This window comes from Serratia sp. LTN-2, assembly GCF_059740205.1.
On record NZ_JCAXDO010000004.1, the window covers coordinates 289901 to 316184 of the forward strand.

Genomic DNA, 26284 nt, shown 5'->3' on the forward strand with positions numbered 1-26284 from the left:
TCGTTTATGAAAGAAGCAGCATCTTCTGACGAGAGGGGGTAAGCAATAATAGTGCGAGTTCTCCGAAATGGGAAAGGGTGAAGGCTTTTGGTATATGCAGTGGTCTACATCTCGATGTGTTCGAGGGCAACGGCTATGAGTGGGAGGCTGTCAGCGTAGCCAGCGCTGGTGGTGAAACCGTCAATTCGTTTATCTACATGCCGAAGAAATGCCTACGCTCTGAGGTTTCATTCTGATAATTTGATAAAAAACGGCTGCGGCCGTTTTTTGTTGCAAGTCTTAGACTACTTCCTCAGGAAGTGATCTTTTACTGTTATCCTTAAACCACCACCTATGAAGATGGTGTTTGTTTCTGTTGGGTTACAACCCGAAGAGGGGCGATGTGGAAATTTTGCACCTTAGGTTTTGATGCTTCAGAGAAACGGTGAATTTTTCTCTCTGTAACGAAGGTAATAATAATATTAATTGGCAGGGAATAAGTGTTTTTAGCCGCCTGCTTAGCATGTAATAGAGTGGTGATATGAGAAATAGCATAAAAACGGTCATGCTAAGTGATGGGTTGTTTGATTGATTGGCTATTGATTCTCGAAAGAGTTAAAGTTGGTAAAATAGATTGAAATATTTCCAATTGAATCACGCTCCCCCACTCATCGTTGCGTGGTAAGCATAAGAAAAGTGTTTTCGAGATTATTGCAATGAATAACGATGTTTTTATCTGGCTCTTGCTAGGAAGACATGAATAGCCGTCAGCCAATGAAAGTCACTAGACAGACTCATTAATAATGGTTCTGCGAGGTTGTTTGTTTGGAAATTTAACGTTAATGATGCTCTCACTGACATGGTAGGCGTTTTTAACTTCGAGAATATTGTATATCTTGGTTATCACACATTTATCGGTATAAGAAAGCTTTACAGTGATTGATGTAGTTCCTTTAATATCTCATATCTGAGGGGCGATGGTTAGATACATTGCTATCTCTAATCACTCATACGTAAAGCGGTGACAGGCTAGCTAGCTTAGGGGGGCATTAAGCCGCTGGATATGCCCAATAATAAAAGAGGCGCACAGATGGAAAAAGGGACCGACGGGCAATTCACTTTTCTCTTTTTGTTCATAAAGGGGAAGGCCGGCAGGTTACTGGTTACTCCAGAGCTTAGCGGGTTTGACGTGATGGGTTTTCACCTGACAATGAATGTTGTCACAGAAAACGGCAAGTGGCATTGAACTTTCGTTTATTTTGCCGCGCTACAATAGGCGAAAATTTCCCCATGGAGCCTATCGTGCGCAAATCCAGATTCTTTCTCGTGACCTTGCTGTGTCTGTGTGCCGCCGCCGTGCTGTACGTCATGGCATACCGGGCGCTGGGGCATTACCTCAGCGACGGCGAGAAGGCCTACCCGGATATCAGCGTTGAAATTCGCTGAGGGCCGGTCGGCGCGGTGGTGATCGCGCCGACTTTTTTGCACTGATTTACCCGCCATTTACCCGCCGTCGGCAATGATGACGCAGCGTCTCCACATTGTGTGGTTCTCTTGGGCGGAATGCGGTTATGTCACTGCAACAGGTTTCGAATGTCTCGTTGAGCAACAACGGCTTAAAGGGCATCGGCTATAAACATTACGCGTTGGCGATCGTGGCGTTTGCGGCGGTCGTGCGGTTTATTTCCTTAACGGACAGGTATTTTTGGTGCGATGAGGCCTCCAGCGTGCTGACCAGCCGCTATGACGTGGGCGCTTTGCTGTACCACGCTTCCTTCGATGTTCACCCGCCGCTGTATTACCTGTTGCTGCATGGCTGGATGGTGCTGTTTGGCGACAGCATCATGGCGGCCCGTTCGCTGAGCCTGGTGCTCGGCGTGGCGACAGTGGCGCTGGCGATGCGCTTTACGCGTTGGCTGGCCAACGAGCGGGCGGCGCTGATAGCGGGCTGGCTGATGGCGATCATGCCGATGGCGGTGCGTTACAGCCAGGAGGCGCGCATGTATGCGCTGATGGGGCTGCTGGCGATCGCCGCCGCCATGGCGTTGGCGAAGTGGCTGAAAACGCCGGATAACCGCCGCTATCTGGCGCTGTATGCGCTGTTGATGACGCTGAGCTTTTATACCCATTACTTCACGATTTTTACCCTCATCGCGCATTGGCTGGTGGTGTTGGCGCTGTCGTGCCGCCGCGAAGGCGAGTGTTATATCAAGCAACCGGCGTGGTGGCTGGCCAATGCGGCGATCGGGGTGGCCTACATTCCCTGGCTGCTGGTGCTGTTCAATCTGCTGGCGCATATCGCCGAGCTGCGGGTCGGCGGCGACGTCGGTTGGATCCCTCAGGTTTCCTGGAGCGATCTGCCGGCGATGTTCTGGCGTTTTCTCACGGGCCATGATGGCAGCAACTATCCCACGATCATTCTCTGGCTGTTGCCGGCGATGTTTGTCGCTTTATGTTCACTGTTGCTGTGGCGGCGCCAGATGCCGAGAAAATACGCTCTGCTGCTGCTCGGCGGCATGCTGATTCCGGTAATGTTGGTATTCGCCATTTCCTGGCGCTCGCCGCTGTTTGTCGATCGCTATCTCTATTCCGCCGCGCTCGGCATTCCGCTGGTGTTGGGTGTGCTGATCGCCGGAACGAAAAACCGGGTGCGCGGGATCTCTTTGCTGCTGTTCTTCAGCCTGCTGTTCGGCTGCGGCGTGCGCAATGATTACCCGGTCGAGAAAGATGAGTTCAAGGTGATGGTGCACTATATCAACAGCCACTATCAGCCTAACGATGCGGTGGTGGTCAGCAACATGTTCAACTACCTGAGCTATGTGTATTACAACAAACAGGGCTATCGCGCCTTGCTGTATACCCCCGCCAGGCCCAACGGCATTTCGGGCAAGCCCAACGCCTATGGCTTCGGCACCTTTTTCCACGATCGGGCGGCGCAGACCTACGTCGATAAGCTCAGCGTTTTATCGAAAACCCACCGCCGAGTCTGGCTGGTCAGCGGCGGGGATTTCAATCAGGACTTCGGCCGTTCGCCGCCGGGGTGGGTCAATACCGGCACCTTCAAGAGCGGCGGTTTCGAATCGCGCCTGTTCGTGGTGCATTGAGCGAAATGTCATATTTCCCATTCGGCGTTACATCTGGCCGAGCAAACTTACGCGGGGATGACAGTTCTATACATTGGGATTGGTACTGTAGCTCTACCCGATGATGTTGTGTGTTATCCATTCCCTGTAGTGTATTACCCCATCCCTGTTAAGTTTATCCCGCCTTGCGCGGGATTTTTTTTACCTGCGCCGGGCGAGATGCAGGCCGCCGCTCATGATGCTGCGGGTGGTCGGCAGGGCGAGAAAATCGTGCGGGAATCCGAGCTCGATGGCGCTGAGATCGTCCAAACGCCGCCAATGTTCTTGCGCCAACGTCACGTTCAATGCACCGAGGTTATCTTCCAGTTGCGCCAGAGTGCGGGCGCCGACGATCGGCGCGGTGACCGTCGGGTGGCGCAGCGTCCAGGCCAGCGCGATTTGCGCTGGGGTATATCCCGTTCCTTGAGCTATCTGGTTGACGGCGTCGGCGATATCGAGATTGCGCGTGTTCAGCATCCCCTTGGCGCGCACGGTTTCACGCCGAGTGCCCGCTTCATCGGGCGACGGCTGCAGATCCTGCCGCCGATATTTGCCGCTGAGTACGCCGCCGGCCAGCGGCGACCATGGGGTCACGCCCAGCCCCAATTCTTGCGCCATCGGCATCAGTTCGCGCTCGACGGTGCGTTCCAGCAGGCTGTATTCGATTTGCAGCGCGATCAGCGGCGACCAGCCGCGCAATTCCGCCAGCATTTGCATTCTCGACGCCTGCCAGGCGGGGAGGTCCGATACCGCCACATACAGCACTTTCCCGGCGCGCACCAGGTCGTCCATGGCGCGCATGATCTCTTCCACCGGCGTGGTGAAATCCCAGGCGTGTAAATAGAGCAGGTCGATGTAATCGGTATTGAGCCGTTGCAGGCTGGCTTCAACCGATCGCAGCATGCTTTTGCGATGATTGCCGCCGGAATTGGGGTCGTCCGGCTGCATCGGCAGGGTGTACTTGGTGGCGATCACCAGCCGATCGCGGCGTCCGGCGGCGAATTCCCCGACGAAACGTTCGGCGCTGCCTTCGGTATAGCGGTTGGCGGTATCGATAAAATTGCCGCCGCGTTCGACGTAGACGTCGAACAGCCGGCGGGCTTCAGCCAGCTCGGCTCCCCAACCCCAGTCGGCGCCGAAGGTCATGGTGCCGAGCGCCAGCGGTGAAACGCGCAGGCCGGAGCGGCCCAGCAGGCGATAGTGATCCAGCGACAGCGATGTGTTCATAGGCATTCTCCCGTGTAGATGGCGTTTACGATAGCGCCCGCAGGCTGTTTAAAGAATGCACTATAATCTTCATGAATTATTAAGGAGGATGAGCATAATGAGAGGCAGTGATTTTGCCGAGTTGCGCGCCTTTGCCGCCATCGTCGAACACGGCGGTTTCGCGCGCGCCGCCGCGCATTTGGGCATGTCCGCTTCGGCGCTCAGCCAAACGCTGCGCAACCTGGAGACGCGGCTGGGCGTGCGTTTATTGAATCGCACGACGCGCAGCGTGGCGCCCACCGAAGCCGGCGCGCAGATGCTGGCGCGTTTGTTACCGGCCATGGAGGAGATCGACGCGGCGGTGGCGCAGGCGGTCGCGCGGCGACAAAATCCGTCAGGTCGGTTGCGATTAAACGTTACGCGCGTGGCGGCGCTGCATTATTTGGCGCCATTGATCGCACCGTTTCATCGGCAATACCCGGATATCGTTCTCGATCTCAGCATTGAAGAGAGGCTGGTGGATATTGTCGCCGGCGGCTTCGATGCCGGTGTGCGGCTGCATGAGAAGCTGGCGAAAGATATGGTGGCGGTCAAGCTGGGCGGGGAGGTGCGGATGCGCGTGGTCGCCTCGCCGGCGTATTTGGCTCGCTACGGCCGACCGCTAACCCCGGACGATCTGCGGCAGCATCGCTGCTTGAACTACCGCTGGCCGACCAACGGCAATCTGTATCGCTGGGAGTTTGAACGTGACGGAGTGAAGCGGGACATCGCCGTGGAAGGGCCGGTGATCGTCGATGAACCGGAAGTGTTGGTGCGGGCGGCGTTGGATGGCGCCGGCATCGCCTATCTGTTCGAGCAGCAGATCGCCACCGGCTTGGCCGACGGCAGGCTATTGCCGTTGCTCGATGCCTGGACGCCGCCGTTTCCCGGTTTTTATCTGTACTATCCGGCGAACCGCCAAACGCCGCGCCCGCTGCGCGCTTTTATCGATTTTGCCCGCCAATGGGCGGAACAAGGCGCGTAGCGCGATTTTTTTGAATAACACCGTCAGTTTTATTCAGTATTCAGCCGTGGCGCGCTTGATTAGATTGAACGCGAGAGGGGCGCCGCCGGCGCCTCTGAGCAATGAGTGGAGAATTTCTATGGCGAAGACAGTAGTGGTGTTTCATTCCGGCTACGGCCATACCGAGCGTTTGGCGAAAGTGGTGGCGGAAGGGGCCGGGGCGGAACTGATCGCCATCGATCAGGAAGGCGATATCAGCGATGAGGCCTGGCAGGCGCTGGATGAGGCGGACGCCATCATCTTTGGTTCGCCGACCTATATGGGCGGCCCGTCCTGGCAGTTCAAAAAATTCGCCGACGCCAGCTCCAAGGCCTGGTTCGGCCGCAAGTGGCAGGACAAAGTGTTCGGTGGCTTTACCAACAGCGCCAGCCTGAACGGCGATAAGCAGGTGACGCTGATCGCGCTGCAGACGCTGGCTTCGCAACATGGCGGCCTGTGGGTCAGCCTGGGGCTGCTGCCGGCCAACACCAAATCGGCGCAGCGCACCGACGTCAACAACCTGGGCGGTTCGGTGGGGCTGCTGGTGCAAACGCCGGCGGATGCCAGCGTGGATGAGATGCTGTCGGGCGATCTGGCGACCGCCAAGCTCTACGGTCAGCGCGTGGCGGGTTTTGCCGCCAAACTGGCGTAAGGCCTGACCTCGTTCAGAAGGGATTGGGGCGAGGCGAAATCCGCGTCGCGTTCATTTTCTCTGCACAATTGGCGCGTAAGCTGCGAAATGTTATTAGCCTGCTTGGGCTAACACTGCATTTCGTACAAATATTCCCGGTTCCTAGGCCGGGTTTTTTGTTGCTAAGGTCGGCTTAAGCTTTCACCGCTATACTGCGCGACGGCACAGGCAGGCAATGCATGGCTGTGTCGTAACTGTCGATTTGCTGTTGTTCAAGCAAGCCCGCTTCACGCGGGCTTTTTTTGGCTTGTTATTGCACGGGCGGCTCAGTTGCAGGAAAATAACCGCGCAGTTATTCCAATATTATTCAACGACCAATAACCACAAACTTATTAATGTCATTAACGCCTTCACGGGTATATTGCGGTTTTGCGCTATGCTGACAGTTGGGATGGGTATAATTTCCCGGCGGTTTACCGTGGCTGCAACCGATGCCGCATTAGGTTAAGAAAAGTCTGTTAATTAAATGTTAATGTTTTTCATTGTTGATTTGTCTGGCTTTTTTGGTTGAAATCCGGGTTGACAATCCCTCACTGGCCGGGCGAGAGCGTATGCACATTATTATTCTGGTTATTAGCAATATACGGGCGAGGCGATGAACGCCAGAATAAACGCCAGGCATGGCCTGCCGCTTACGGTTCAGCTGATCAATCTTTTCATGCTGGCCTTTTTACTTTCCCTGGTGGGTATTCTTAGCCGGCCGATTGGCTCGCTTTCTTTATTTTGGCCGGTCAACGCGATTCTGCTCGGGCTGCTGCTGCGTAAACCCGTTTACGCTACGCCGCTCGGCTGGCTCATCACTTATCTGGGCATGGTCGCCGCCGATCTCAGTACCGGTGAGGGCTGGTCCCTGGCGCTGTGGCTGAACGCCTGCAACATGTCGCTGATCGCCGTCGGTTACGGCATCATGCTGATGCTGCCGCAATCTCAACGGCGTATGGGCAAACCCCAGGCGATACTCTATATGTTCAGCGCCAGTCTGGCCGGATCGGCAGTGGCGTCGACGCTGTCGGTGCTGCGCAACGACAGCCTGTACAACAATACGGTGGTCGTCGCCTGGTTGGCCTGGTTCAGTGAGCAGTTCTCGACGACGTTGCTGCTGTTGCCGGTGCTGATGGCGGCGCCGCGGTTGAAACAGCTGTTTCGCATGCAGGTGCGTTGGCGCCTGAAAGGCTGCCTGCCGCTATTGGCGCTGCTGCTGTCGCTGGCGTTCAGCGTCTATATCGGCGGGCCGGGCGCTATCGCTTTCCCGATCCCGGCCCTGCTGTGGTGCGCCGTGCGCTACCAGTTGTTCCCCGTGACGCTGCTGACGTTGTTGACCGGCATGACCGAGATCAGCAACATTTCAGCCAACCTGGTGCTGTATGAAACGCCGAACAATCACAATGCCTTCCTCGATACCCTGATGTCCGCCCGCTTGGGCATCGCCATGCTGGTGATGGGACCGCTGATCCTCGCCAGCTCTATCGCCGCCAACCGTAAACTGATGCGGCGTCTAGAGCACAGTGCCAACCACGATTTCCTGACCGGGGTGCTGGCGCGCAGCGCGATGACGCGCAAAGCGGGCGAGCTGCTGGAACATAAGCACCGTTCCAAGGAGGCGGTGTCGTTACTGCTGATCGACATCGACCATTTCAAACAGATCAACGATACGCATGGCCACAGCGCCGGCGATCAGGTGTTGGCGTCGTTCGCGCACATCGTGCGGCGCGAGCTGCGGCACGATCAGCTGTTCGGCCGTTTGGGCGGGGAAGAGTTCGCCATCATGCTGCCGCGCGCGCTGGCGGCGCAGGGTGTGGCGCTGGGGGAACATCTTCGTCGGCTGGTGGAGCAGACGGAGCTGCAGGCGGATGGCAAGCAGACCTTGAAAATCACCATCAGCGTCGGCGTCGCCAGCCTGGCGATGAACGAGGTGAAATCGCTGGAGCAGCTGATGAATATGGCGGATATCGCGCTGTATCGCGCCAAATCGCAGGGGCGGAATCGGGTGGAGTCGTTCAACGTGGTGAACGGCAACAGCGTCGAGCATATTCTGTTCCGTTAAGCTCGACGCTGGGTGAGCGGCGTTTACAGGCTTTTCAGCGCCTTGATGGTCTCATCCATATCGATCTCGTGCTCGGAGAAGGTATGGGTGGTGTTCTGGAAGGTGGTGATGGTCAACATGCGCAGCGTTTGCATGGCCTGCGCTTGATCTTCCGACTGCGGGCGAATGCGGTTCATCAACAAACCGACCGACAGCACGGTGTTCTCCTTATCCACGTCGGCTTTGACCGGTACGTCCTTGGTGAAGGTGTTGAAAGACTTGATGCTGGTGATCTTGATTCTTTCATTGGCGATGATGATGTATTTGCTGGGTGCCAACACTTTGACCGCATAAGCCGACGGACCTTTGGTGTTGTTGGTCGGCTCGAAGGTCACCGCCGCATTTTTCTTAATCAGCTCCGGGTTCTGCACTTTAATCACGTGAAAATAACGATTTTCTCCGTTCTCGTCGGTAATAAAGCCGAAGCCTTTGTCTTCAAAAAAAGTCGTTATCTTGCCGTTCATCGCTATTCTCACAAAAAAGTTCAATACAGCGCTTATGATAGCGCGGAATGCCTGGCAGCGACAGATTGCGCGCGCGGCATTTAGTCATGCGATAACGGCATTTAGCGGCTTTCCGCCCACATGCTATGTTCATGCTGACTTCATTTACTGCGAAAAGGAATATCGATGGGCATCAAACGTCTCAATCACGCCGTGCTGTATGTGAGCGACGTGCGGCAGAGCGCCGACTTTTATCATCAGGTGTTGGGCTTCAAGCTCAAGCCGTCCGACAGCCCCGATAGGGCGGTATTCACCCAGGCCGCCGATTCGGACAACGATCACGATTTGGCGCTGTTCAGCAAGAACCTGGGCCAGCAGCGCGCTGGGGTGTTTCGCGCCAACGGCGAGCCGCCGGCGGAGCATGAGCCAGCGGCCGGGCTGTACCATCTGGCTTGGGAAGTGGACAGCCTGGAAGAACTGGAGCGTATTCGTCACCAGTTGGCCGAACGCGGTATTCTCGGGTTGGAAGAGGATCACGGCGTGCACAAAAGCATTTACGGCCACGATCCGGACGGGCTGCTGTTCGAGGTGACCTGGTTTATTCCCCCGGCGTTGCTGACCGAAGAGGACAAAAACCAGCAGGATATTCGTCCGCTGGATTTCGCCGCCGAGAAGCGACGTTTCGCCGGCCGGTAAGCGGCCATGCGGGGCGCTGCGGCGCCCCGACCATCACAATACCTTGTTGAGGAAATTGACGGTGCGCGGATGCTGCGGCTGGGCTAGCACCTGCCTGGCGTCGCCTTGCTCGACGATCTGGCCGTCGACCATAAACACCACCCGATCCGCCGCTTCGCGCGCAAAGCCGATTTCATGCGTCACCACCACCAGCGTGACCCCCAGATCGGCCAACCCCTTAATCACATCCAGCACTTCGCCGACCAATTCGGGATCGAGCGCGGAGGTCGGCTCATCGAACAGGATCACCTTCGGGTTCAGCGCCAGCGCGCGGGCGATGGCGATGCGCTGCTGTTGGCCGCCGGAGAGGTGGCGCGGGTAGGCGTCCGCCTTGTGACGCAGCCCGACGGTGTCCAAAAGCTCATAGGCCACCGTCTTCGCCCGCTCGCGGGAATGGATCTTGTGCACCACCGGCGCTTCGATGATGTTTTCCAGCACCGTCAGATGCGGGAACAGATTGAAGTTTTGGAACACATAGCCGACGTTGATGCGTTGCCGCAGAATGGCCTTTTCCTTCAGCTCGTACAGCCGGTTGCCCTTGCGGCGGTAGCCGACGTAGTCGCCGTCGATGCGGATAAAGCCCTCATCGACGCGCTCCAGGTGGTTGATTGCCCGCAGCAGCGTCGATTTGCCGGAGCCGGAAGGGCCGAGGATCACGGTCACGGTGCCCGGTTGCAGCGTCAGGCTGACGTCGTCCAGCGCCTTGTGCTTGCCGAAGAACTTGCTGACGTTGCTGATTTCGATCAGGCCGCGTGCCGGCACCGGGGTGAGGTTACGTGTCGGCTGCTCGGACAAGGCGTAATAATCAATAGCTTCAGACATGCGGGGCTCCTAACGTTTTAACCAGCCGGCCAGTTTCTGCCAGGGTGTCGGCGGCAGTTCGCGCACCGCGCCGCGGGCGAAATAGCGCTCGATGTAGTATTGGATCACCGACAGCGCGGTGGTGATGAACAGATACCAGACGGTGGCGACCATCAGCAGCGGTATCACCTGCTGGGTGCGGTTATAGATCACCTGAATGGTGTAAAACAGCTCCGGCAGCGCCAGCACATAAACGATAGAAGTACCTTTCGCCAGGCTGATGATCTCGTTGAAGCCGGTCGGAATAATGGAGCGCAGCGCCTGCGGCAGAATGATGCGGAAGGTGCGGCGGTAACCCGGCAGGCCCAGCGCTGCCGCCGCTTCGTGCTGGCCGTAATCCACGCCCAAAATGCCGCCGCGGATGATCTCGGCGGTGTAGGCGGACTGCACCAGCGTCAGGCCCAGCACCGCCACGGCGAACTGGCCGAGAATGTCGATGGTGGGGAAGCTGGCGAACACCACGGAGGTGAAGGGGATGCCCAGCGAAATGGCGTCGTACAGGTAGGAAAAGTTGTACAGGATGATCAGTACCAGGATCAGCGGCAGCGAGCGAAACAGCCAGATATAGCCCCAGGCCAGCGACGCCAGCAGGTAAGAGCGCGACAGCCGCGCCAGTGCCAGCAAGGTGCCGAACAGAATGCTGAACAGGGTACCGAGCAGCGTCAGCAGCAGAGTTTGCCCCAGCCCGGCCAGCACCGCCGGCGCGAAGAACCACTCGGCGAATACGCCCCATTCCCAGCGTGCGTTGCCCGCCACCGATTGCACGATGGCGGCCAGAATGAACAGCGAAAACAGCGCGCCGATCAGCCGCAGCGGATAGCGGGCGGGCACCACTTTCAAGACTTCTTGTTTGGACATGTCATGTCTCCTGCTACAGATAAAAAAGGGTTAGGCGATTTTCCTTTCCGACGCGCAACAACACGCGTCCTCTGCAATCAGGCTCTTGCGGAACGGCAGGCGGCCGTCGTAGGGAGGGCGGCTGTAAACCTCGCTGTCGACGGCCGGATCGAACTGCGGCTGATAGCCGTTGTTCAGATACAGGCCCACCGCTTCAGGCTGGCGAAAGCCGGTGGTCAGATAGAGCCGGCGATATCCCTGCGCCAGCGCCAGCGCTTCCAATTGCTGCAACACCCGCTGCGCCAGGCCTTGACGGCGCAGATCGCTCCGCGTCCAGATTCGTTTCAGTTCGGCGGTTTGCGCGTCGTAGCGCTTGAAGGCGCCCATGGCGATCGGTGCACCGGCGCGCAGCAGCACGATAAAGGCGCCCTGCGGCGGCGCGTACAGATCCAGCGGTTCCGGTTCCTGGTCACCAAAATAATCGCCGTAACGCTGGCGATATTCACCGAACAGTCCCTCGATCACCGGGGCGATCAGCGGGTCGGTCGGCAGCGTCTGAATGAAGGTGTCTGCTGTCATCGCACGCTCCTAGTCGCCCAGGCCGGGCGGGTTGATTTCCGACTGTGCAAGGCGTTCGACGCTCTCGCCCCAGCGGTTGAGCACCCGATCGTATTGCCCGCCGCGGATCGCGCCGTTCAGCGCTTCGTTCACCGCCTGTACCAGGCCGTTGCCTTTGCGGGTGGTGACGGCGATGTGCGCCGCCTTCGGCCAGCCGCCTTCCACCGTGCCCGCCAGCCGAGTACGGCCATTCAGCGCCGCTTTATAGGCGCCGAGCACGTTCGGCCCAAAGTAGGCGTCGGCCCGGCCGGACTGGATCGCCAGCGTGGCGGCCGCATCATCGGTCACGTAGATCGGTTGGAAGGGTTTGAGCCCCTGCTGCCGGTTCTGTTTATCCCACGCCAGCAGGATCGCTTCCTGATTGGTGCCGGAGCCGACGATGATCTTTAATCCGGCGATATCGGCAGGCTGTTTGATCGTCGCGATCTTGCCGCCGGTTTTGACGTAAAAGCCGAGCGAATCGATGCGGTAGGTGGCGAAATCGAAGCGGGTTTTGCGCTCTTTAGTGACGGTAACGTTGGTGATGGCCGCGTCATACTTGCCGGAGACCACCCCCAGCGGCCAGTCTTCCCACGAGGTTTGCACCACGTTAAGCGTTAGGCCCAGGCTGTCGGCCACCAGCTGCGCGATATCCACTTCGCTGCCGATAAGCCGCCGGTTGTCGGCGGCGAACAGCGCCAGAGGCGGCGTGTTGAGCGCGGCGATCGCGACGGTGAACTGCCCCGGGTTTACGAAGTGGAAATCGGCCGGCAGTTTGGCGATCGCCTGCGGGTTTTTCGGCGCGTGGATTGGGGTTTCATTGGCCTGCAAATCGATGCCGGTGCCCGCCTGCGCGGCGCCGGTCAGGCTCAACAAGGCCGCCACGAGGGCGGCGGTAACGGTTTTCTGCATAGCGGGTATCCCTGAAAGCGATCTTATTATTGGGTGAATCTGTTCAATGGGCGTTTCAGGCCCAGGTGTTCGCGCAGCGTGTCGCCGCGGTACGCTTGGCGGAACAGGCCGCGCCGCTGCAGGACGGGCACCACCCGCTCGACGAAGTGACCGAAAGCGTTGGGCGTACCGCCGCTGATGATGAAGCCATCGGCGGCTTCGCTGTCGAACCAGCGCTGCAGGCCGTCGGCCACCGCTTCCGGCGTGCCGCTGAACACCGGGCGCGGCGAGGCGGCTTCCAGCGCCACCTGGCGCAGCGTGAGGTTACGCTCACGGGCGTTGCGCTTGATCGCGTCGGTGGTGCTGCGGAAGCTGTTTTGCCCCAAATCGCCGATGTCCGGGAACGGGGCATCCAGCGGATGGCGAGCGAAGTCGTAATGTTCGAAGTAGCGGCCAAGATAGTTGAGGGCGTTTTCGATGCTGACCAGGCGAGCGGTCTCCTGATACTGGCGCTCGACGTCCGCGTCGTCGTCGCCGACGATCACGCTGACGCCCTGGAAGATACGCAGATCGTCAGGTTCGCGCCCTTGTTCCACCAGTTGCCGTTTCACGTCCTGATAGAAATCCTGCGCCTGTTCCAGCGTGTCGTGATGGGTGAAAATCGCATCGGCGTGCCTGGCCGCCAGGCGTTTGCCGTCTTCAGAAGCGCCGGCCTGGAACAGAATCGGGCGGCCTTGCGGCGTGCGGCCGATGTTCAGCGGCCCTTGTACCGAGAAGAACTCACCCTGGTGGTTGAGGGTGTGCAGTTTCCCGGCACGGAAGAATTCGCCGCTGGCTTTGTTGCGCACGAAGGCGTCCTCTTCCCAGGAGTCCCACAGTCCTTTGGCGACATCGAGAAACTCATCGGCGATGCGGTAACGCAGGCTGTGTTCCGGGTGTTCGGCGCGCGAGAAGTTTTTGGCTGAGCCTTCCAGCGGCGAGGTCACCACGTTCCAGCCGGCGCGGCCGTTGCTCAGGTGATCGAGGCTGGCGAACTGACGGGCGACGGTGAACGGATCGCTGTAGGAGGTGGAGAGGGTGCCCACCAGGCCAATTTTGTCGGTGGCGGCAGACAGCGCGGCCAATAGGGTCAATGGTTCGAAGCGATTAAGAAAATGCGGAATGGATTTTTCGTTGATATATAAGCCATCGGCGACAAACACGAAATCGAATTTTCCCTGCTCGGCTTTTTTCGCCGTGGCGATATTAAATTCGAGGTTGATGCTGGCGTCGGCAGTAGCGTCCGGGTGGCGCCAGGCGGACATATTTCCCGACGCGCCATGCAGAATGGCGCCCAGCCGTAATTGACGTTGATTATTCGCGCTGTTGCTCATCGTGATTATCCCATCATGCGCCGCAGAGGCGCGCAGTGTCTGATGAGTCCACTATTGATGAGCGGCGGCGGGATGTAAAACAACAAAACAGCATATTCAAATGTTGAAAACGGCAAATATCACGGTAGGCGAAAATAATAATCCCCGGCGCGGCATCAGCAGCGTCGGGGAAATAATATTTGTTGTTATTCAGGCGTTGCTGAGGGCTTTTTCCGGCGCGGTGGTTAATTGTTGCAGCGTGCGTTCCGCCAGCAGCGTGAAATATTGCGCCGCCGGGAACAGAGCGCGTTCATCGGGATTGAAACGCGGATGATGCAAGCCGAACTCGCTGGCGGATCCGATGCTGACAAACACGCCTGGAACATGGTGCAGATAAAGCGCGAAATCTTCGCCGCCCATCTGCAGTTCCGCCTCTTCAACCCGGTAACCGGCCTCGGCGGCGACGGTTTTGCTGAATGCCGCCCAATGCGCGTCGTTGATCACCGCCGGCGGCCCCGGCTGCCAGTGCAGTTCAGCCTGGGCACCCAGCGCGGCGGCGACGCCGTCGATCACCTGACGAATCTTGTCCGGCACCTGGCGGCGCACCGCGTCGCTGTGGGTGCGCACCGTGCCTTCCAGCTCCACGGTTTGCGGCAGTACGTTCCAGGTATTGCCGCCTTCGATGCGCGTCACGCTCACCACCAGCGATTCCAGCGAGCTGAAGCTGCGGCTGGGCAGCGTCTGCAGCGCGCCGACGATCTGGCTGGCGGTGACGATGGTGTCGACGCCCTGTTCCGGTTTGGCGGCGTGGGCGCCTTTGCCGGTGATCTGGATCTGGAAACGATCGACGTTGGCGTAAAACGGCCCGGCGCGGGTGGCGAAGGTGCCGGTGGGCAGTTCCGGCGCATTGTGCAGGCCAAACACCGCCGCGACGTTATCCAGCACGCCGGCGTCGATCAGGTGCCGGGCGCCGTTGAAGGTCTCTTCCGCCGGCTGGAAGAAGATGCGCACCGTGCCGGGTAGCTCGGCCTCGCGCGCTTTCAGCAGGTGTGCGGCGCCGAGCATCACCGAAGTGTGAAAGTCGTGGCCGCAGGCGTGCATCACGCCGCGGTTTTGCGAACTGAAGGGCACATCGGCGATCTCGTCGATCGGCAGCGCGTCAATGTCGCCGCGCAGCGCGATGATCGGCCCTTTGCCGCTGCCGATCTCCGCCACGACGCCGGTTTTCAGCGCCAACGGCAGCAGGCGAATGCCCGCCTCTTGCAGCCAGCGAGTCAGCCGGGCGGTGGTGGCGAATTCGTGATTGGAAAGCTCGGGGTTTTGGTGAAGCTCACGCCGATAGGCGATAATTTTGTCTGCCAACTGGCTGGTCATAGGCTTGGCTCACAGTGGGAAATAAACCCTAACCCTAGTGCAGCGGGTGCCGAAGCAAAAAGACCATCTGGTTATATTTCATAGCGATTGCGTCTGCACGGGGGCGTCAACGATGGAGAAATGGGCAAGTTTGGGCGTTCGCTCGTTGTTTGCCGGCGCCTGAAGAGGATTGACCTGAAACGGTAACTTATCGCAACCGGTGCAATCAATTTACACCGGGCAACACGGATTTTTTCACTCTTTATCGGATTTCTGTGATCGCGGTGGTGGACAAAATCCTGCCTGCTTGCTGTACTGTGATCGACACAGGTTTTGTGTCTTTCATTCACGTTAAAGGTAAGTTTGATGTCTAAGATTAAAGGTAGCGTTAAGTGGTTTAATGAATCCAAAGGCTTCGGTTTCATTACTCCGGAAGATGGTAGCAAGGACGTTTTCGTTCACTTCTCTGCCATCGTTAGCAACGGTTTCAAAACGCTTGCTGAAGGCCAGCGTGTAGAATTTGAAATCACGAACGGTGCCAAAGGCCCATCTGCCGCTAACGTTACTGCTATCTAAGCTGTGTAGCTGAATTTCTTAAAACCCGCTCATTGAGCGGGTTTTTTATTGGGCGCATTATGCTTCGCTGCGGCGGGCCAACAGGCTGAACAGCAGGATGGCGACGGCGTAGCAGCCGACGATGGTCAGCGCCATCGACAGGCTCGAGGTGCCGCCCAGCCCGGTGAGCGGCACGGCGCAGGCGCCGAGCGCGAACATGCACACGCCGATCAAGGCTGAGGCGCTGCCCGCTTTGTCACCCTGGCTTTGCATCGCCAGCGAAGAGGCGGTCGGGCCGACGATGCCGATCACCGCCACCGAGAAGAACAGCGGCACCAGCAGCAATACCAGCGGCGCGTGCAGCGCGGCGGCCAACAGCAGCAACAGCGACGCGACGGCTGCCAGCGTCAGCCCGCTCTTCAACACCCGGCGCTCACCCCAACGAGAACTGAGGCGGCTGGCCAGCTGCGCTGCAATGATCAGCCCGACGCCGTTAATGGCGAAGCACAGGCTGAACATCTGCGGGCTGAGGCCGTAGATCTGCTGCAAGACGAAAGGCGAGGCGCCGATATAGGCGAACATGCCGGCCATCACGAAGCCCTGCGTCAGGCACAGCCCCATGAAATAGCGCTGGGTCAACAGACTGCCCAGCGACATCAGCATCGCCAGGATGCCGCCCTGGCTGCGGCGCTCGACCGGCAGGGATTCGCGTAGCTTCAGCGCCGACAGGCTGAACAGCAGCACCGCGATGGCCGCCAGCACGCCGAAGATGCCGCGCCAGTTCATCACCTGCAGCATGACGCCGCCCAGCACCGGCGCGACGATCGGCGCCAGGCCGTTGACCAGCATCAGCAAGGCGAAGAAGCGGGTCAGCTCATGCCCGGCATACAGATCGCGGGCGATGGCGCGGGAAATCACCGCCCCACCGGCGCCGGCGATGCCCTGCAGCAGACGGGCGATCAGCAACTGGTCGATGGTGGGCGCCAGCGCACACCACAGCGAAGCGCCCAGCAGCAGGATCAGCGACAGCAGCAGCGGGCGCATGCGGCCCAGTTTGTCGCTGTAAGGGCCGAAAATCAGCTGGCCGACGCCCAGACCGAGCAGCCCGGTGGTCAGACTGAGCTGCGCGGCGGCGGTGGAGGTATTCAGCTCGCCTGCCATCTCCGGCAGGGCGGGCAGGTAGAGATCGGTGCACAGCGGCCCCAGCGCGGCCAACAGGCCAAGCACGACGGCGTACACCAGACGTTGTCTGGCTAAGTGTTTGGTCATGAGAGATTAGGATTTCCTGAACAGATGAGAAATGGCCTGCTGATACAGATCGCGCAGCAGGGACGCATCGGCTTTTTGCGTGGTAAGGATCCGGTAACCGGTGCCTTCGCTCATGACGGCGATAAACTCCACCCGCGCGGCGATCTCTTCCGCGCTGAAATGGGGATACAGCCGCTGCAGGTTGTGGCACACGTGGCGAAACAGCCGCGCTTCAGCGTCGCTGAGCATTTTGGCCACCACCGGATTGCGCGTGGCCTCGGCGGTCACTTCCAGCATCAGCATGTGGTCGGTTTCGCTCTCGCCCGGCTGCTGGAACAGCGTGCGCGCCGCCAGCACGCCGGCGATCAGATTGATGTGATCGCCAAGGTTTTCCAGGCGCTGCATCTTGTTGGCGATGATGCGGTTGACGATCTCCTCGATAATCGCGTCTTTATTGGCGAAATAGCGATAGATTTGGCCGACGCTGAGCTGTGAGCCCTGGGCGATTTCCGCCATGCTGGCGGCGTGGAAACCGTGGCGACGGAAGCTGATTTTCGCCGCTTCGACGATCTGATCGCGGCGCGCCTGCACCTTGGCCTGTTTAGTGTCGTTGGGGGAGAGCATCTGCCCGATCCTTTGCTACGCGTGAGCCGGGTTCACATTTTTGGGTGTGAACGTTCATTCTCAATTGTAGTGCAACCGACGGGAAGGGTGCAAGATGAACGCGTGCTGCGGGAAAAGGCGTTTAAGCGAACAGGTAAGATTTGATAAAGGCGGCGACGATCAGCACGCACAGCGCAACGGCGATCGCTTCGGCGGCGGTTTTCGGCAGGCTAAACATAGCGGTTTCTCATCCAGTCAGGGGTACTGGATGAGATTATGCGCATGCAAGATTAAGGAAACATTAAGGACTTAGCGCCCGTTGACCCACATGACCAGCATGAAAGCCAGCAGCGTCATCGCCAGCGAACCGGCCAGGTTGAGCAGCATATTGGCCAATGCCCAGCCGAAGCGGCCATCCTGCATCAGGTACACCACCTCCAGCGAAAAGGTAGAGAAGGTGGTCAAGCCGCCGCAAAACCCGGTGGTGATCAGCAATTTCCAGGTGGGATCCAGGTACGTCATGCGGGTGAAAATCGCCATCGCCAGGCCGATGATAAAACCGCCGACCAGATTGACCATCAGCGTACCGAGCGGAATGTGGGCGTTCAACGGATTCATTTTCATGCTTACCGCCCAGCGCAGTACGCTGCCGACGCCGCCGCCGATAAATACGGCCAGTAAAGAACTCAACATGGGGCAACTACCTTTCAATCAGAGAAATTCACGGGACTCGGAAAGGGACAGGCGTAACGCTACGCGCCTCTCTCCGAGAGGTTACGTAGACATCATCAGCCTGTGAAGGCGGTTAGGGAGGAATGTCATCTCCAGCGTGCCGCACGGCCTTTTTCGCCGTACCCGTTGGATGTTACACCTAAAGCCGCCTATTTTGTAGTATCGACACTCTGCGAGGTAAAACGGATGGAAATCAGAACGGCGCGTCTGAGCGACCGGCACGCTATCGCCGAATTAATGACGGCGCTGGATTATCCCGGCACCGAGGCGTTTCTGACGCAGCGAATGCAGCAACTGTTGGCGCATCCGGATGAGGCGCTGCTGGTGGCGGTGGAGGAGGAGCAAGTGCTGGGCGTGTTGTCGCTGCATTTTTTGCCTCAGCTGGCGTTGGCCGGCGATATTGCCCGCATCAGCTATTTTTGCGTCGACGATCGGGCGCGCGGCGCGGGCGTAGGGCGGTTGCTGTTGGCGGAGGGCGAGGCGTTGGCGCACCGTCGCGGCTGCGATCGGTTGGAAGTTCATTGCCACAGCCGCCGCGAGCGGGCCCATGCGTTTTATCGGCGCGAAGGCTTTGTCGAAGCGCCAAAGTATTTTGCCAAGCTATTAAGTCAGTAAGCTAGCCACCCGTCGGCGTCGCCGTTTCCAGCCGGTTGCGGCCGTTTTGCTTCGCCCGGTAGAGCGCGCCGTCGGCGGCTTTCAGCCAGTCCAGATAACCGCCCAACTCGGGGTGGTAGTTGGCGATGCCGGCGCTGATCTGCAGCCGTAGCTGCGGCGCCTCTTTGAAGCTGACGGCGTCCAGCCGTTGCTGAATGCGCTGCAGGACGGTTGCCGCCTGTTCGGCGTTGGTGTTCGGTAGTACCGCGCCAAATTCGTCCCCGCCGTAACGCCCGACGATATCCACGTTGCGCAAGCCGATCAGCAGCTCTTCCGCCAGCGCCGCCAGGGCTTCGTCCCCCAGCGCATGGCCGAAGGTGTCGTTGATGGTTTTGAAGCGATCGATGTCCATCAGAATCAGCGTGGCGCTGTCCTGATAGCGGCGGCAGCTGTCAAACTGGCGATGCAGCAGATGCTCCCAGTGGCGGCGATTGTACAAACCGGTCAGCCCATCGCGGGTGCTGATGCGCTGCAGCTCCTGTTTCTTTTCCGCCAGCCGCTTGGCGGTGCGGTAGGTCACCAAACCAAGCAGCGTTGGATACAGATAGATCATCGGCAGGCACAGATAGATTTGCAGCGGGGTGCTTTGCGGGTGAAACGGGAAACCGAGCAGCGCGCCGGCGATCGCCGCGGCGGCCAGCTGAATCATCAATCCTTTCACAAACAGCGTTTTGCCGGCCGAGGCGATGTTGTTCATGCTCATCATCGACAGGATGACAATCGCAGGCAGCGCATTGAACGCCATCATCGCCGCCCAGACGCCGCCGAAAGCGGAGTCGATCAACAGGTTGCGAATTTCGGCTTTGAACGGATCTTTGGCGCGGCAGGCCAGGCGGTAGGCGAGATGCGGCCAGAGAAAGCCGTGAAAGGCCAGCAACAGCCAGACTGCCGTTGGCGGAGCCAGCGGGTAGAGCGCGGCGCAGACGCAGATAAAGCCAAGTCCCAAACCGGCCACGCGGGGCAGATAGGAGCGCTTGGCGAAGCTGAGGCCGGATTTTCGGGCATCGAAAATGGGTGGGGCAATATACATCCGGCATCTCCCTGATGAGTCTCACGGCAGCGTATCATGCGGGTGATAAACTAAGAATAGTCTGGTATTCACGCCGTGAAACCGTGTGGCATTCCTGCGACGGATCTCACTCTGTTACATGTTGCGGTTGTGCGAGCCGGGGGAAAGTCGCTAAATATTCGCAGGCAAGGTCAGTTTTTCTCGCTGTTCACGCAGCGCTCTATGATAAGAAGGTGAGTATGGAAGGTATCAGCATTACCAAACTTCTGGTGATTGCGGTGTTGGTGATTTTACTGTTCGGCACCAGCAAACTGCGCACGCTCGGCGCCGATCTTGGCGCGGCGCTGAAAGGCTTTAAAAAAGCCGTGGGCGACGACAGCACGCCACCGCCGGCCGCCGGCAACAACGCCGCCGAGAGCCAATCCGCTCAGCAGAGTGTCGAAAAGAAAGACGTTTAATCCCGTCTGATGGCGCGCAATAAAAAAACGGATGCCTTGCGGACATCCGTTTTTTGGCGTTTCCGCCGTCTTTAGCGTAACAAACTATTACGCGTTATTTCACTTCCATCCCTTTGGCCTGCAGATCGGCGTGGTAAGACGAACGCACGAACGGACCGCAGGCGGCGTGGGTGAAGCCCATCGCCATCGCTTCTTCTTTCATCTCGTCAAACTCGGCCGGGCTGACGTAGCGTTGCACCGGCAGGTGGTGACGGCTTGGCTGCAGGTATTGACCCAGCGTCAGCATGGTCACGCCGTGGCGACGCAGATCGCGCATCACTTCGACGATTTCCGCATTGGTTTCCCCAAGGCCGACCATCAGGCCGGACTTGGTCGGGATATCCGGGTGCGCTTCTTTAAAGCGTTCGAGCAGCTTCAGCGACCACTCGTAGTTGGCGCCCGGGCGCACCTGGCGGTATACGCGCGGCACGTTTTCCAGGTTGTGGTTGAACACGTCCGGCGGCGTGGCGGTGAGGATTTCCAGCGCGCGGTCCATACGGCCGCGGAAGTCCGGCACCAGCGTTTCGATTTTGATGTTCGGGCTCTTGGCGCGGATGGCCGAGATGCAGTCGGCAAAGTGCTGAGCACCGCCGTCGCGCAGATCGTCGCGGTCGACCGAGGTGATCACCACGTAACGCAGCGCCATGTCGGCGATGGTTTGCGCCAACTTTTCCGGCTCGTTGGCGTCCGGCGCGATCGGGCGGCCGTGGGCCACGTCGCAGAACGGGCAGCGGCGGGTACAGATGGCGCCGAGGATCATAAAGGTGGCGGTGCCGTGGTTGAAGCACTCGGACAGGTTAGGGCACGAGGCTTCCTCACAGACGGAGTGCAGGCCGTTCTTGCGCATCGCGGCTTTGATGCCCTGAATGCGCGTTGAGTCGGCAGGCAGTTTGATCTTCATCCACTCGGGTTTACGCAACAGCTCCTGCCGTTCGGTGACCACCGTTTTGACCGGGATCAGCGCCATTTTGTCAGCATCGCGGTATTTGACGCCGCGTTCCATCTGAATTGGTTTACTCATAATCGTGCAGGTTCCAGTTACGAAGCTCGACCGTCTGGTAGCCGAGTAAATGAACAAATTCCTGTACCAGGATTGGGTGTATGTCTTCAATGCCAACGCCGGGCGCCAGCGCGCTGACCTGCGTCATCTGCATGCCGGCGTAACCGCAAGGGTTGATGCGTTGGAAAGGGCTGAGATCCATCGCCACATTCAGGGCAAGGCCGTGGAATGAGCTGCCTTTGCGGATCCGCAAACCCAACGAACAGATTTTCTGCTCCCCCACGTACACGCCCGGCGCATCCGGGCGGGCGCGCGATTCGAGACGGAAGTGGGCGAGGGTGTTGATAACCGTATCTTCTATCGCCGTGACCAATTGGCGTACGCCGACCTTGCTGCGTTTCAGATCGACCATCACGTACATCACCTGCTGGCCCGGCCCGTGATAGGTCACCTGGCCGCCGCGATCGCTCTGGACAACCGGGATATCGCCGGGCATCAGTACGTGCTCGGCTTTGCCGGCCTGGCCCTGGGTGAACACCGGGTGATGCTGCACCAGCCACAGTTCGTCCGGCGTGCTCTCGGTACGACCGTCGGTGAAGTTATGCATGGCTTGGGATACAGGCGCGTAGGGCTGCAACCCCAGCTGACGCAAAATGATCTTGTCTGGTTGCAAAAGAGTCATCGTCAGGTTACAGAAGTGGTAAAGCCATTATACCGGGCGCTCCGGCCTGCGACCAGCCTTTCGCTGACCAAAAATGCGCAACCCGGGAAGACGCTGCGCCATCCCGGGTTGATAAGCAGGGGTTTATGCTGGAATTACAGCACCATGCGAACAATTTCAATGTTGCCCAACTCTTCGTACAGGGTTTCGACCTGCTCGATGTGAGTGGCGTTGATGGTGATGGAGACGGAGTGGTAGTTGCCTTTGCTGCTTGGCTTAACCTGCGGGTTGTAATCGCCCGGTGCATGGCGCTGCACCACTTCAACTACCTGGTCAACCAGCTCAGGCTGCGCCAGGCCCATCACCTTGTAGGTAAACGAGCAAGGGAATTCGAGCAGTTCGTTCAGTTTAGTTTTTTGCATGTGCGTGCGCTCCAGAGTGCTAGCTAATCTATAAATTATAACTCCCGCCGGGGCGGGAGTTAATGTTATTCAGTATATGGGGGCAATTTTGCCCGTTTCAACCGTTAACCGAACCAGTGGTGGAACATCAGTTTGATATAGTCCACGATGCGGCTGAAGAAACCACCTTCTTTCACTTCGTTCATCACCACCAGCGGACGCTGATCGATGGTTTTGCCGTCCAGTTGGAAGTTGATGGTGCCGACCACCTGATTTTTCGCCAGCGGCGCGTGAATTTCCGGCGTGTTCAGCACATAGCTGGCCTTCAGATCTTTCATGCGGCCACGCGGGATGGTCAGGTAGACGTCTTTGTCCACGCCCAGCTCAACGCGATCGGCGTCGCCGAACCAGACCGGCTCGGAGGCGAACTCTTTACCGACTTTCAGTGGCGCCACGGTTTCAAAGAAGCGGAAGCCCCAGGTCAGCAGTTTCTTGCTCTCGGTTTCACGTCCTTTGTAGGTGCGGCCACCCAGCACGGCGGAGATCAGACGCATCTGGCCTTCGGTCGCCGAAGCCACCAGGTTGTAACCCGCCGCGTCGGTGTGGCCGGTTTTGATGCCGTCGACGTTCAGGCTGGTGTCCCACAGCAGACCGTTGCGGTTCATCTGGCGGATATTGTTGAAGGTGAACTCTTTTTCTTTATAAATCGCGTATTCGTCCGGTACGTCACGGATCAGCGCCTGGCCGATCAACGCCATGTCGCGCGCCGAGCTGTATTGCCCTTGGGCATCCAGGCCGTGCACCGTCTGGAAGTGGGTGTTCTGCAGGCCCAGCTTGTTGACGTAGGTGTTCATCAGGTTGACGAACGCGTCCTGGCTGCCGGCAACGTAGTCGGCCATCGCCACGCAGGCGTCGTTACCGGACTGCAGGTTGATGCCGCGGGTCAGTTTGGAGACCGGCACGCGATCGCCTGGCTTCAGGAACATCAGCGAGGAGCCTTTGAACACCGGGTTGCCGGTCGCCCAGGCGTCCTGGCCGACGGTCACCATGTCGTCCTGGCCGATTTTGCCGGCTTTCAGCGCCTGGCCGATGACGTAGCTGGTCATCATTTTGGTCAGGCTGGCCGGATCGCGACGTGCGTCGGCGTTCATCTCGGCCAGCACTTTGCCGGAGTTGTAATCAATCAGGATGTACGCTTCCGCATCGATCTGCGGGACACCTGGGATCATGGTTTTGAGGTTAACGTCATCGGCATGCGCGACGGAGGCTGCGCCCATTGCGATAACGGTGCCGAATGCGATGCTCTTGATTAAGCGAAAAGAAGTTACTTGTTTCATGATCGGGACTACAACATCCGTGAAAGTAAAGTTAAAAAACGAGCCACACTATAGCAGATGCGATCCCGGCAGGCATTACCCATTCATCTGCCTAATTGCGGTTAGTGCACTTTTAGCTGCAAGAAAATGTTTCAGCTAAATAACCGCTTATCGGCCGTGAATGCCCGCCGGGCTTAATGCTCAGGGTGCAGCAGTAACGAAAGACTGTTGTTGCGCTTCGCTGGCCAGGCGTTGTTGCAGCTGGGCGGCCTGCTGACGGCTGCTGAACGGACCGAGCTGAACGCGATAAACGTTGCCGTTGGCCGCCACTTTGCCTGGGACGCCAAACTGCTGGCTCAGGCTTTGCTGCCAGCTTTGGGCGCGCTCGGCGCTGCTCAGCGCGCCGACCTGCACCACGTAACCGCCTGAGGAAGAGGCTGCAGCCATGCCGGCAGCGGCGGTGGCGCCGGCCGCAACCGGTGCGGCCACCGAAGCGGCTTCAGGCTCGGAGCCTTCCAGCACGCCGGCCGGTACTGCGCTTGGCGCGCCGAGGAAACCACCGCGGCCGTTTGCGGCGTTGCCGCCGGCGGCTGGGGCATTGTCGTCGGTGCGCAGAGTGCTGTTATCGATCGGGCGCACCGCCGCGCCGCTGGCGACCGGCACGTCCTGCTGGATCGGGGTGCCCATGCCGCTGGAGCCGAGATCCGGGCGCGCCGGCAGGGCGTAGCTCTGTTTCGCCACGATGGTGCCGATGGTGCCAGGGCCGCTCAGCGTGCCATCCGGCGCCACGTTGATGAAATCTACCTTGACCTTGGTGTTGTTGGACAGGTTGAGGCGGTCGGCGGCGGCTTTCGACAGATCGATGATGCGGCCTTTGGTATAAGGCCCGCGATCGTTGACGCGTACCACCAGCTGACGGCCGTTGGCCAGGTTGGTGACGCGCACATAGCTAGGGATCGGCAGGGTCGGGTGCGCCGCGGTCAGGCCGTTAGGATCGAACTGCTCGCCCAGCGCCGTGGTGTTGCCGTTGGCTTCTTCGCCGTACCAGGCCGCCAGGCCGGTCTGCGAGAAGTTCTGCGGATCTTTTACGATGCGGTAAGTATCGCCATTAACCTTATAATCCTGCATGTTATTAGGGTTATAGGGTTCATATTGAGGCTCGACGCCACCGATTTCCACCACCGGGCCGTTGTACGGCTGCTGTGGCGCCTGCTGTTCCGTGGTCGGGGCGGTACAGGCGGAGAGCAACACCGCCGCGACGCCGATCCAAAGCCATTCCTTACGCATTACTCACCTCTTATAAACTTTTAGACAGCATTTTCCGATGCGTGTGGATCGACATGATGATGCCGAAACCGGCCATCAACACTATCAGCGCCGAACCCCCGTAACTGACCAGAGGCAAAGGTACGCCAACTACCGGCAAAATGCCACTGACCATACCGATGTTAACAAAGACATAAACGAATAAAATCAGCATCAAGCCGCCGACCATCACGCGGCCGAAGGTGGTTTGCGCCTTGGCGGCGATCATCAGCCCGCGAATGATCACCAGCAGGTAGAGCGCCAGCAGCACCAACACCCCGATCAACCCCAGCTCTTCGGCCAGAACGGCGAAGATAAAGTCGGTATGGCGCTCCGGCAGGAACTCCAGCTGCGACTGGGTGCCGTGCAGCCAACCCTTGCCGGACAGGCCGCCGGAGCCGATGGCGATCTTCGATTGAATAATGTGGTATCCGGCGCCGAGCGGGTCGCTCTCCGGATCGAGCAGCATCATTACGCGGTCGCGTTGATAGCCGTGCATCAGGAAGAACCACAGCACCGGGATAAAGGCCGCCAGCGCGACGGCGGCGACGGCGATCAGCTTCCAGCTCATGCCGGACAGGAACAACACGAACAGGCCGGAGGCGGCGATCAGGATAGACGTGCCCAGATCTGGCTGCGCGGCCACCAGCAGCGTCGGCAGGAAGATCAGCACCAGCGCGATGGCGGTGTTTTTCAGTGAAGGCGGGCAGACGTCGCGGTTCATAAAGCGCGCCACCATCAGCGGCACGGCGATCTTGGCGATTTCCGACGGCTGGAAGCGCACCACGCCGAGATCCAGCCAGCGTTGGGCGCCTTTACTGATCTGCCCGAAGGCGTCCACCAGGATCAGCAAAATCACGCAGAAGATATACAGATAGGGCGCCCAGCTTTCGTAGACGCGCGGCGGGATCTGCGCCATGACGGCCATCACGATCAGCCCCATGACGATCTGCCCGATCTTGCGCTCCATCATGCCGATGTCCTGGCCGCTGGCGCTCCACATCACGAAGGCGCTGTAGACCAGCAGGGCCAGGATCAGCAGCAGGAACGTCGGGTCGATGTGGATTTTGGTCCAGATCGAGCCTTTTTGTTGGCTTTCAGTCATGTTCTA

General features: G+C 58.9%; 28 protein-coding genes and 1 riboswitch. Of the genes, 10 read left to right on the plus strand and 18 right to left on the minus strand.

Features of this window, described 5'->3' with window-relative positions; all coding sequences use genetic code 11:
• The first annotated feature begins 1069 nt into the window (after positions 1-1069).
• The 3 genes from AC6BYQ_RS11275 to AC6BYQ_RS11285 all read left to right on the plus strand — a co-directional run bounded on the left by AC6BYQ_RS11275 (position 1070) and on the right by AC6BYQ_RS11285 (position 3083).
• Positions 1070-1225 (plus strand): hypothetical protein, encoded by a 156-nt coding sequence (locus AC6BYQ_RS11275; RefSeq protein WP_498056881.1) that lies wholly within the window; start codon positions 1070-1072, stop codon positions 1223-1225.
• A gap of 56 nt (positions 1226-1281) precedes the next feature.
• The gene (locus AC6BYQ_RS11280) at positions 1282-1425 is read left to right on the plus strand and encodes a hypothetical protein (protein WP_015376917.1); all 144 of its coding nucleotides are present in this window, start codon (positions 1282-1284) and stop codon (positions 1423-1425) included.
• A 125-nt stretch (positions 1426-1550) separates the two neighbouring features.
• Positions 1551-3083: a glycosyltransferase family 39 protein gene (locus tag AC6BYQ_RS11285; protein ID WP_063918877.1), complete on the plus strand. Its 1533-nt coding sequence runs from the start codon at positions 1551-1553 to the stop codon at positions 3081-3083.
• 180 nt (positions 3084-3263) lie between these two features.
• On the opposite strand, the gene AC6BYQ_RS11290 is transcribed toward AC6BYQ_RS11285, so the two are convergent.
• On the minus strand, positions 3264-4328 hold the full coding sequence (locus AC6BYQ_RS11290; protein WP_498056882.1) for an aldo/keto reductase: 1065 nt from the start codon (positions 4326-4328) through the stop codon (positions 3264-3266).
• A 97-nt stretch (positions 4329-4425) separates the two neighbouring features.
• On the opposite strand from AC6BYQ_RS11290, the gene AC6BYQ_RS11295 reads away from it, so the two are divergent.
• The 3 genes from AC6BYQ_RS11295 to AC6BYQ_RS11305 all read left to right on the plus strand — a co-directional run bounded on the left by AC6BYQ_RS11295 (position 4426) and on the right by AC6BYQ_RS11305 (position 8084).
• Positions 4426-5331, plus strand: a complete 906-nt coding sequence (locus tag AC6BYQ_RS11295; RefSeq protein ID WP_498056883.1) for a LysR family transcriptional regulator — start codon at positions 4426-4428, stop codon at positions 5329-5331.
• A 118-nt stretch (positions 5332-5449) separates the two neighbouring features.
• On the plus strand, positions 5450-6001 hold the full coding sequence (locus AC6BYQ_RS11300; protein ID WP_019454105.1) for a flavodoxin family protein: 552 nt from the start codon (positions 5450-5452) through the stop codon (positions 5999-6001).
• 634 nt (positions 6002-6635) lie between these two features.
• On the plus strand, positions 6636-8084 hold the full coding sequence (locus AC6BYQ_RS11305) for a GGDEF domain-containing protein (protein WP_498056884.1): 1449 nt from the start codon (positions 6636-6638) through the stop codon (positions 8082-8084).
• A 23-nt stretch (positions 8085-8107) separates the two neighbouring features.
• Here the strand turns inward: AC6BYQ_RS11305 and AC6BYQ_RS11310 are convergent, their stop codons facing one another.
• Positions 8108-8587, minus strand: a complete 480-nt coding sequence (locus tag AC6BYQ_RS11310; RefSeq protein ID WP_019454102.1) for a cold-shock protein — start codon at positions 8585-8587, stop codon at positions 8108-8110.
• Positions 8588-8752: 165 nt separating this feature from the next.
• On the opposite strand from AC6BYQ_RS11310, the gene AC6BYQ_RS11315 reads away from it, so the two are divergent.
• Positions 8753-9262, plus strand: coding sequence for a VOC family protein (locus AC6BYQ_RS11315; protein ID WP_019454101.1), 510 nt, complete (start codon positions 8753-8755; stop codon positions 9260-9262).
• 33 nt (positions 9263-9295) lie between these two features.
• Here AC6BYQ_RS11315 and AC6BYQ_RS11320 read toward each other — a convergent pair whose 3' ends face one another.
• From AC6BYQ_RS11320 to AC6BYQ_RS11345, 6 genes are all read right to left on the minus strand, one after another.
• Entirely contained in the window at positions 9296-10123 is an 828-nt protein-coding gene (locus AC6BYQ_RS11320; protein ID WP_498056885.1) for an amino acid ABC transporter ATP-binding protein, read from the minus strand.
• A 9-nt stretch (positions 10124-10132) separates the two neighbouring features.
• Entirely contained in the window at positions 10133-11020 is an 888-nt protein-coding gene (locus AC6BYQ_RS11325; RefSeq protein WP_019454099.1) for an amino acid ABC transporter permease, read from the minus strand.
• A 30-nt stretch (positions 11021-11050) separates the two neighbouring features.
• Positions 11051-11578 (minus strand): GNAT family N-acetyltransferase, encoded by a 528-nt coding sequence (locus tag AC6BYQ_RS11330; RefSeq protein WP_154747757.1) that lies wholly within the window; start codon positions 11576-11578, stop codon positions 11051-11053.
• A gap of 9 nt (positions 11579-11587) precedes the next feature.
• A complete protein-coding gene (locus AC6BYQ_RS11335) occupies positions 11588-12508 on the minus strand; it encodes an ABC transporter substrate-binding protein (protein WP_498056886.1) in 921 nt (306 codons plus the stop codon).
• A gap of 26 nt (positions 12509-12534) precedes the next feature.
• A complete protein-coding gene (locus tag AC6BYQ_RS11340) occupies positions 12535-13860 on the minus strand; it encodes an LLM class flavin-dependent oxidoreductase (protein WP_154747756.1) in 1326 nt (441 codons plus the stop codon).
• A gap of 189 nt (positions 13861-14049) precedes the next feature.
• Positions 14050-15213 carry a M20 peptidase aminoacylase family protein gene (locus tag AC6BYQ_RS11345; RefSeq protein ID WP_498056887.1) on the minus strand — a complete coding sequence of 388 codons (1164 nt, stop codon included), beginning with the start codon at positions 15211-15213 and terminating at the stop codon, positions 14050-14052.
• 345 nt (positions 15214-15558) lie between these two features.
• Here AC6BYQ_RS11345 and cspE point away from each other — a divergent pair, with 345 nt between their 5' ends.
• Positions 15559-15768 (plus strand): transcription antiterminator/RNA stability regulator CspE, encoded by a 210-nt coding sequence (cspE, locus tag AC6BYQ_RS11350; protein WP_004940030.1) that lies wholly within the window; start codon positions 15559-15561, stop codon positions 15766-15768.
• A gap of 57 nt (positions 15769-15825) precedes the next feature.
• On the opposite strand, the gene AC6BYQ_RS11355 is transcribed toward cspE, so the two are convergent.
• The 3 genes from AC6BYQ_RS11355 to crcB all read right to left on the minus strand — a co-directional run bounded on the left by AC6BYQ_RS11355 (position 15826) and on the right by crcB (position 18291).
• The gene (locus tag AC6BYQ_RS11355; protein ID WP_019454094.1) at positions 15826-17016 is read right to left on the minus strand and encodes a multidrug effflux MFS transporter; all 1191 of its coding nucleotides are present in this window, start codon (positions 17014-17016) and stop codon (positions 15826-15828) included.
• A 6-nt stretch (positions 17017-17022) separates the two neighbouring features.
• Positions 17023-17619: a TetR/AcrR family transcriptional regulator gene (locus tag AC6BYQ_RS11360; RefSeq protein WP_063918885.1), complete on the minus strand. Its 597-nt coding sequence runs from the start codon at positions 17617-17619 to the stop codon at positions 17023-17025.
• Between the two features lie 288 nt (positions 17620-17907).
• On the minus strand, positions 17908-18291 hold the full coding sequence (crcB, locus tag AC6BYQ_RS11365) for a fluoride efflux transporter CrcB (RefSeq protein WP_498056888.1): 384 nt from the start codon (positions 18289-18291) through the stop codon (positions 17908-17910).
• 79 nt (positions 18292-18370) lie between these two features.
• Positions 18371-18433, minus strand: a riboswitch (Fluoride riboswitch).
• An 83-nt stretch (positions 18434-18516) separates the two neighbouring features.
• Here crcB and AC6BYQ_RS11370 point away from each other — a divergent pair.
• Positions 18517-18945 (plus strand): GNAT family N-acetyltransferase, encoded by a 429-nt coding sequence (locus AC6BYQ_RS11370; protein ID WP_025160047.1) that lies wholly within the window; start codon positions 18517-18519, stop codon positions 18943-18945.
• 1 nt (position 18946) lies between these two features.
• Here the strand turns inward: AC6BYQ_RS11370 and AC6BYQ_RS11375 are convergent, their stop codons facing one another.
• Positions 18947-20014, minus strand: a complete 1068-nt coding sequence (locus AC6BYQ_RS11375; RefSeq protein WP_498056889.1) for a diguanylate cyclase — start codon at positions 20012-20014, stop codon at positions 18947-18949.
• Between the two features lie 218 nt (positions 20015-20232).
• Between AC6BYQ_RS11375 and tatA the strand changes: the two genes are divergently transcribed.
• A complete protein-coding gene (gene tatA / locus AC6BYQ_RS11380; protein WP_019454089.1) occupies positions 20233-20451 on the plus strand; it encodes a Sec-independent protein translocase subunit TatA in 219 nt (72 codons plus the stop codon).
• A 94-nt stretch (positions 20452-20545) separates the two neighbouring features.
• Here the strand turns inward: tatA and lipA are convergent, their stop codons facing one another.
• The 6 genes from lipA to mrdB all read right to left on the minus strand — a co-directional run bounded on the left by lipA (position 20546) and on the right by mrdB (position 26278).
• On the minus strand, positions 20546-21511 hold the full coding sequence (gene lipA / locus AC6BYQ_RS11385) for a lipoyl synthase (RefSeq protein WP_025301835.1): 966 nt from the start codon (positions 21509-21511) through the stop codon (positions 20546-20548).
• The gene (lipB, locus tag AC6BYQ_RS11390; RefSeq protein WP_025160045.1) at positions 21504-22172 is read right to left on the minus strand and encodes a lipoyl(octanoyl) transferase LipB; all 669 of its coding nucleotides are present in this window, start codon (positions 22170-22172) and stop codon (positions 21504-21506) included. The genes lipA and lipB overlap by 8 nt, the downstream gene beginning before the upstream one ends.
• Before the next feature lie 134 nt (positions 22173-22306).
• A complete protein-coding gene (ybeD, locus tag AC6BYQ_RS11395; protein ID WP_004940012.1) occupies positions 22307-22573 on the minus strand; it encodes a DUF493 family protein YbeD in 267 nt (88 codons plus the stop codon).
• A 104-nt stretch (positions 22574-22677) separates the two neighbouring features.
• Complete coding sequence (dacA, locus tag AC6BYQ_RS11400) at positions 22678-23889, minus strand: D-alanyl-D-alanine carboxypeptidase DacA (protein ID WP_019454086.1); 1212 nt, start codon at positions 23887-23889, stop codon at positions 22678-22680.
• Positions 23890-24069: 180 nt separating this feature from the next.
• Positions 24070-25155: an endolytic peptidoglycan transglycosylase RlpA gene (rlpA, locus tag AC6BYQ_RS11405; RefSeq protein ID WP_019454085.1), complete on the minus strand. Its 1086-nt coding sequence runs from the start codon at positions 25153-25155 to the stop codon at positions 24070-24072.
• A gap of 10 nt (positions 25156-25165) precedes the next feature.
• Positions 25166-26278, minus strand: a complete 1113-nt coding sequence (mrdB, locus tag AC6BYQ_RS11410) for a peptidoglycan glycosyltransferase MrdB (RefSeq protein ID WP_004940006.1) — start codon at positions 26276-26278, stop codon at positions 25166-25168.
• Positions 26279-26284 lie beyond the last annotated feature (6 nt).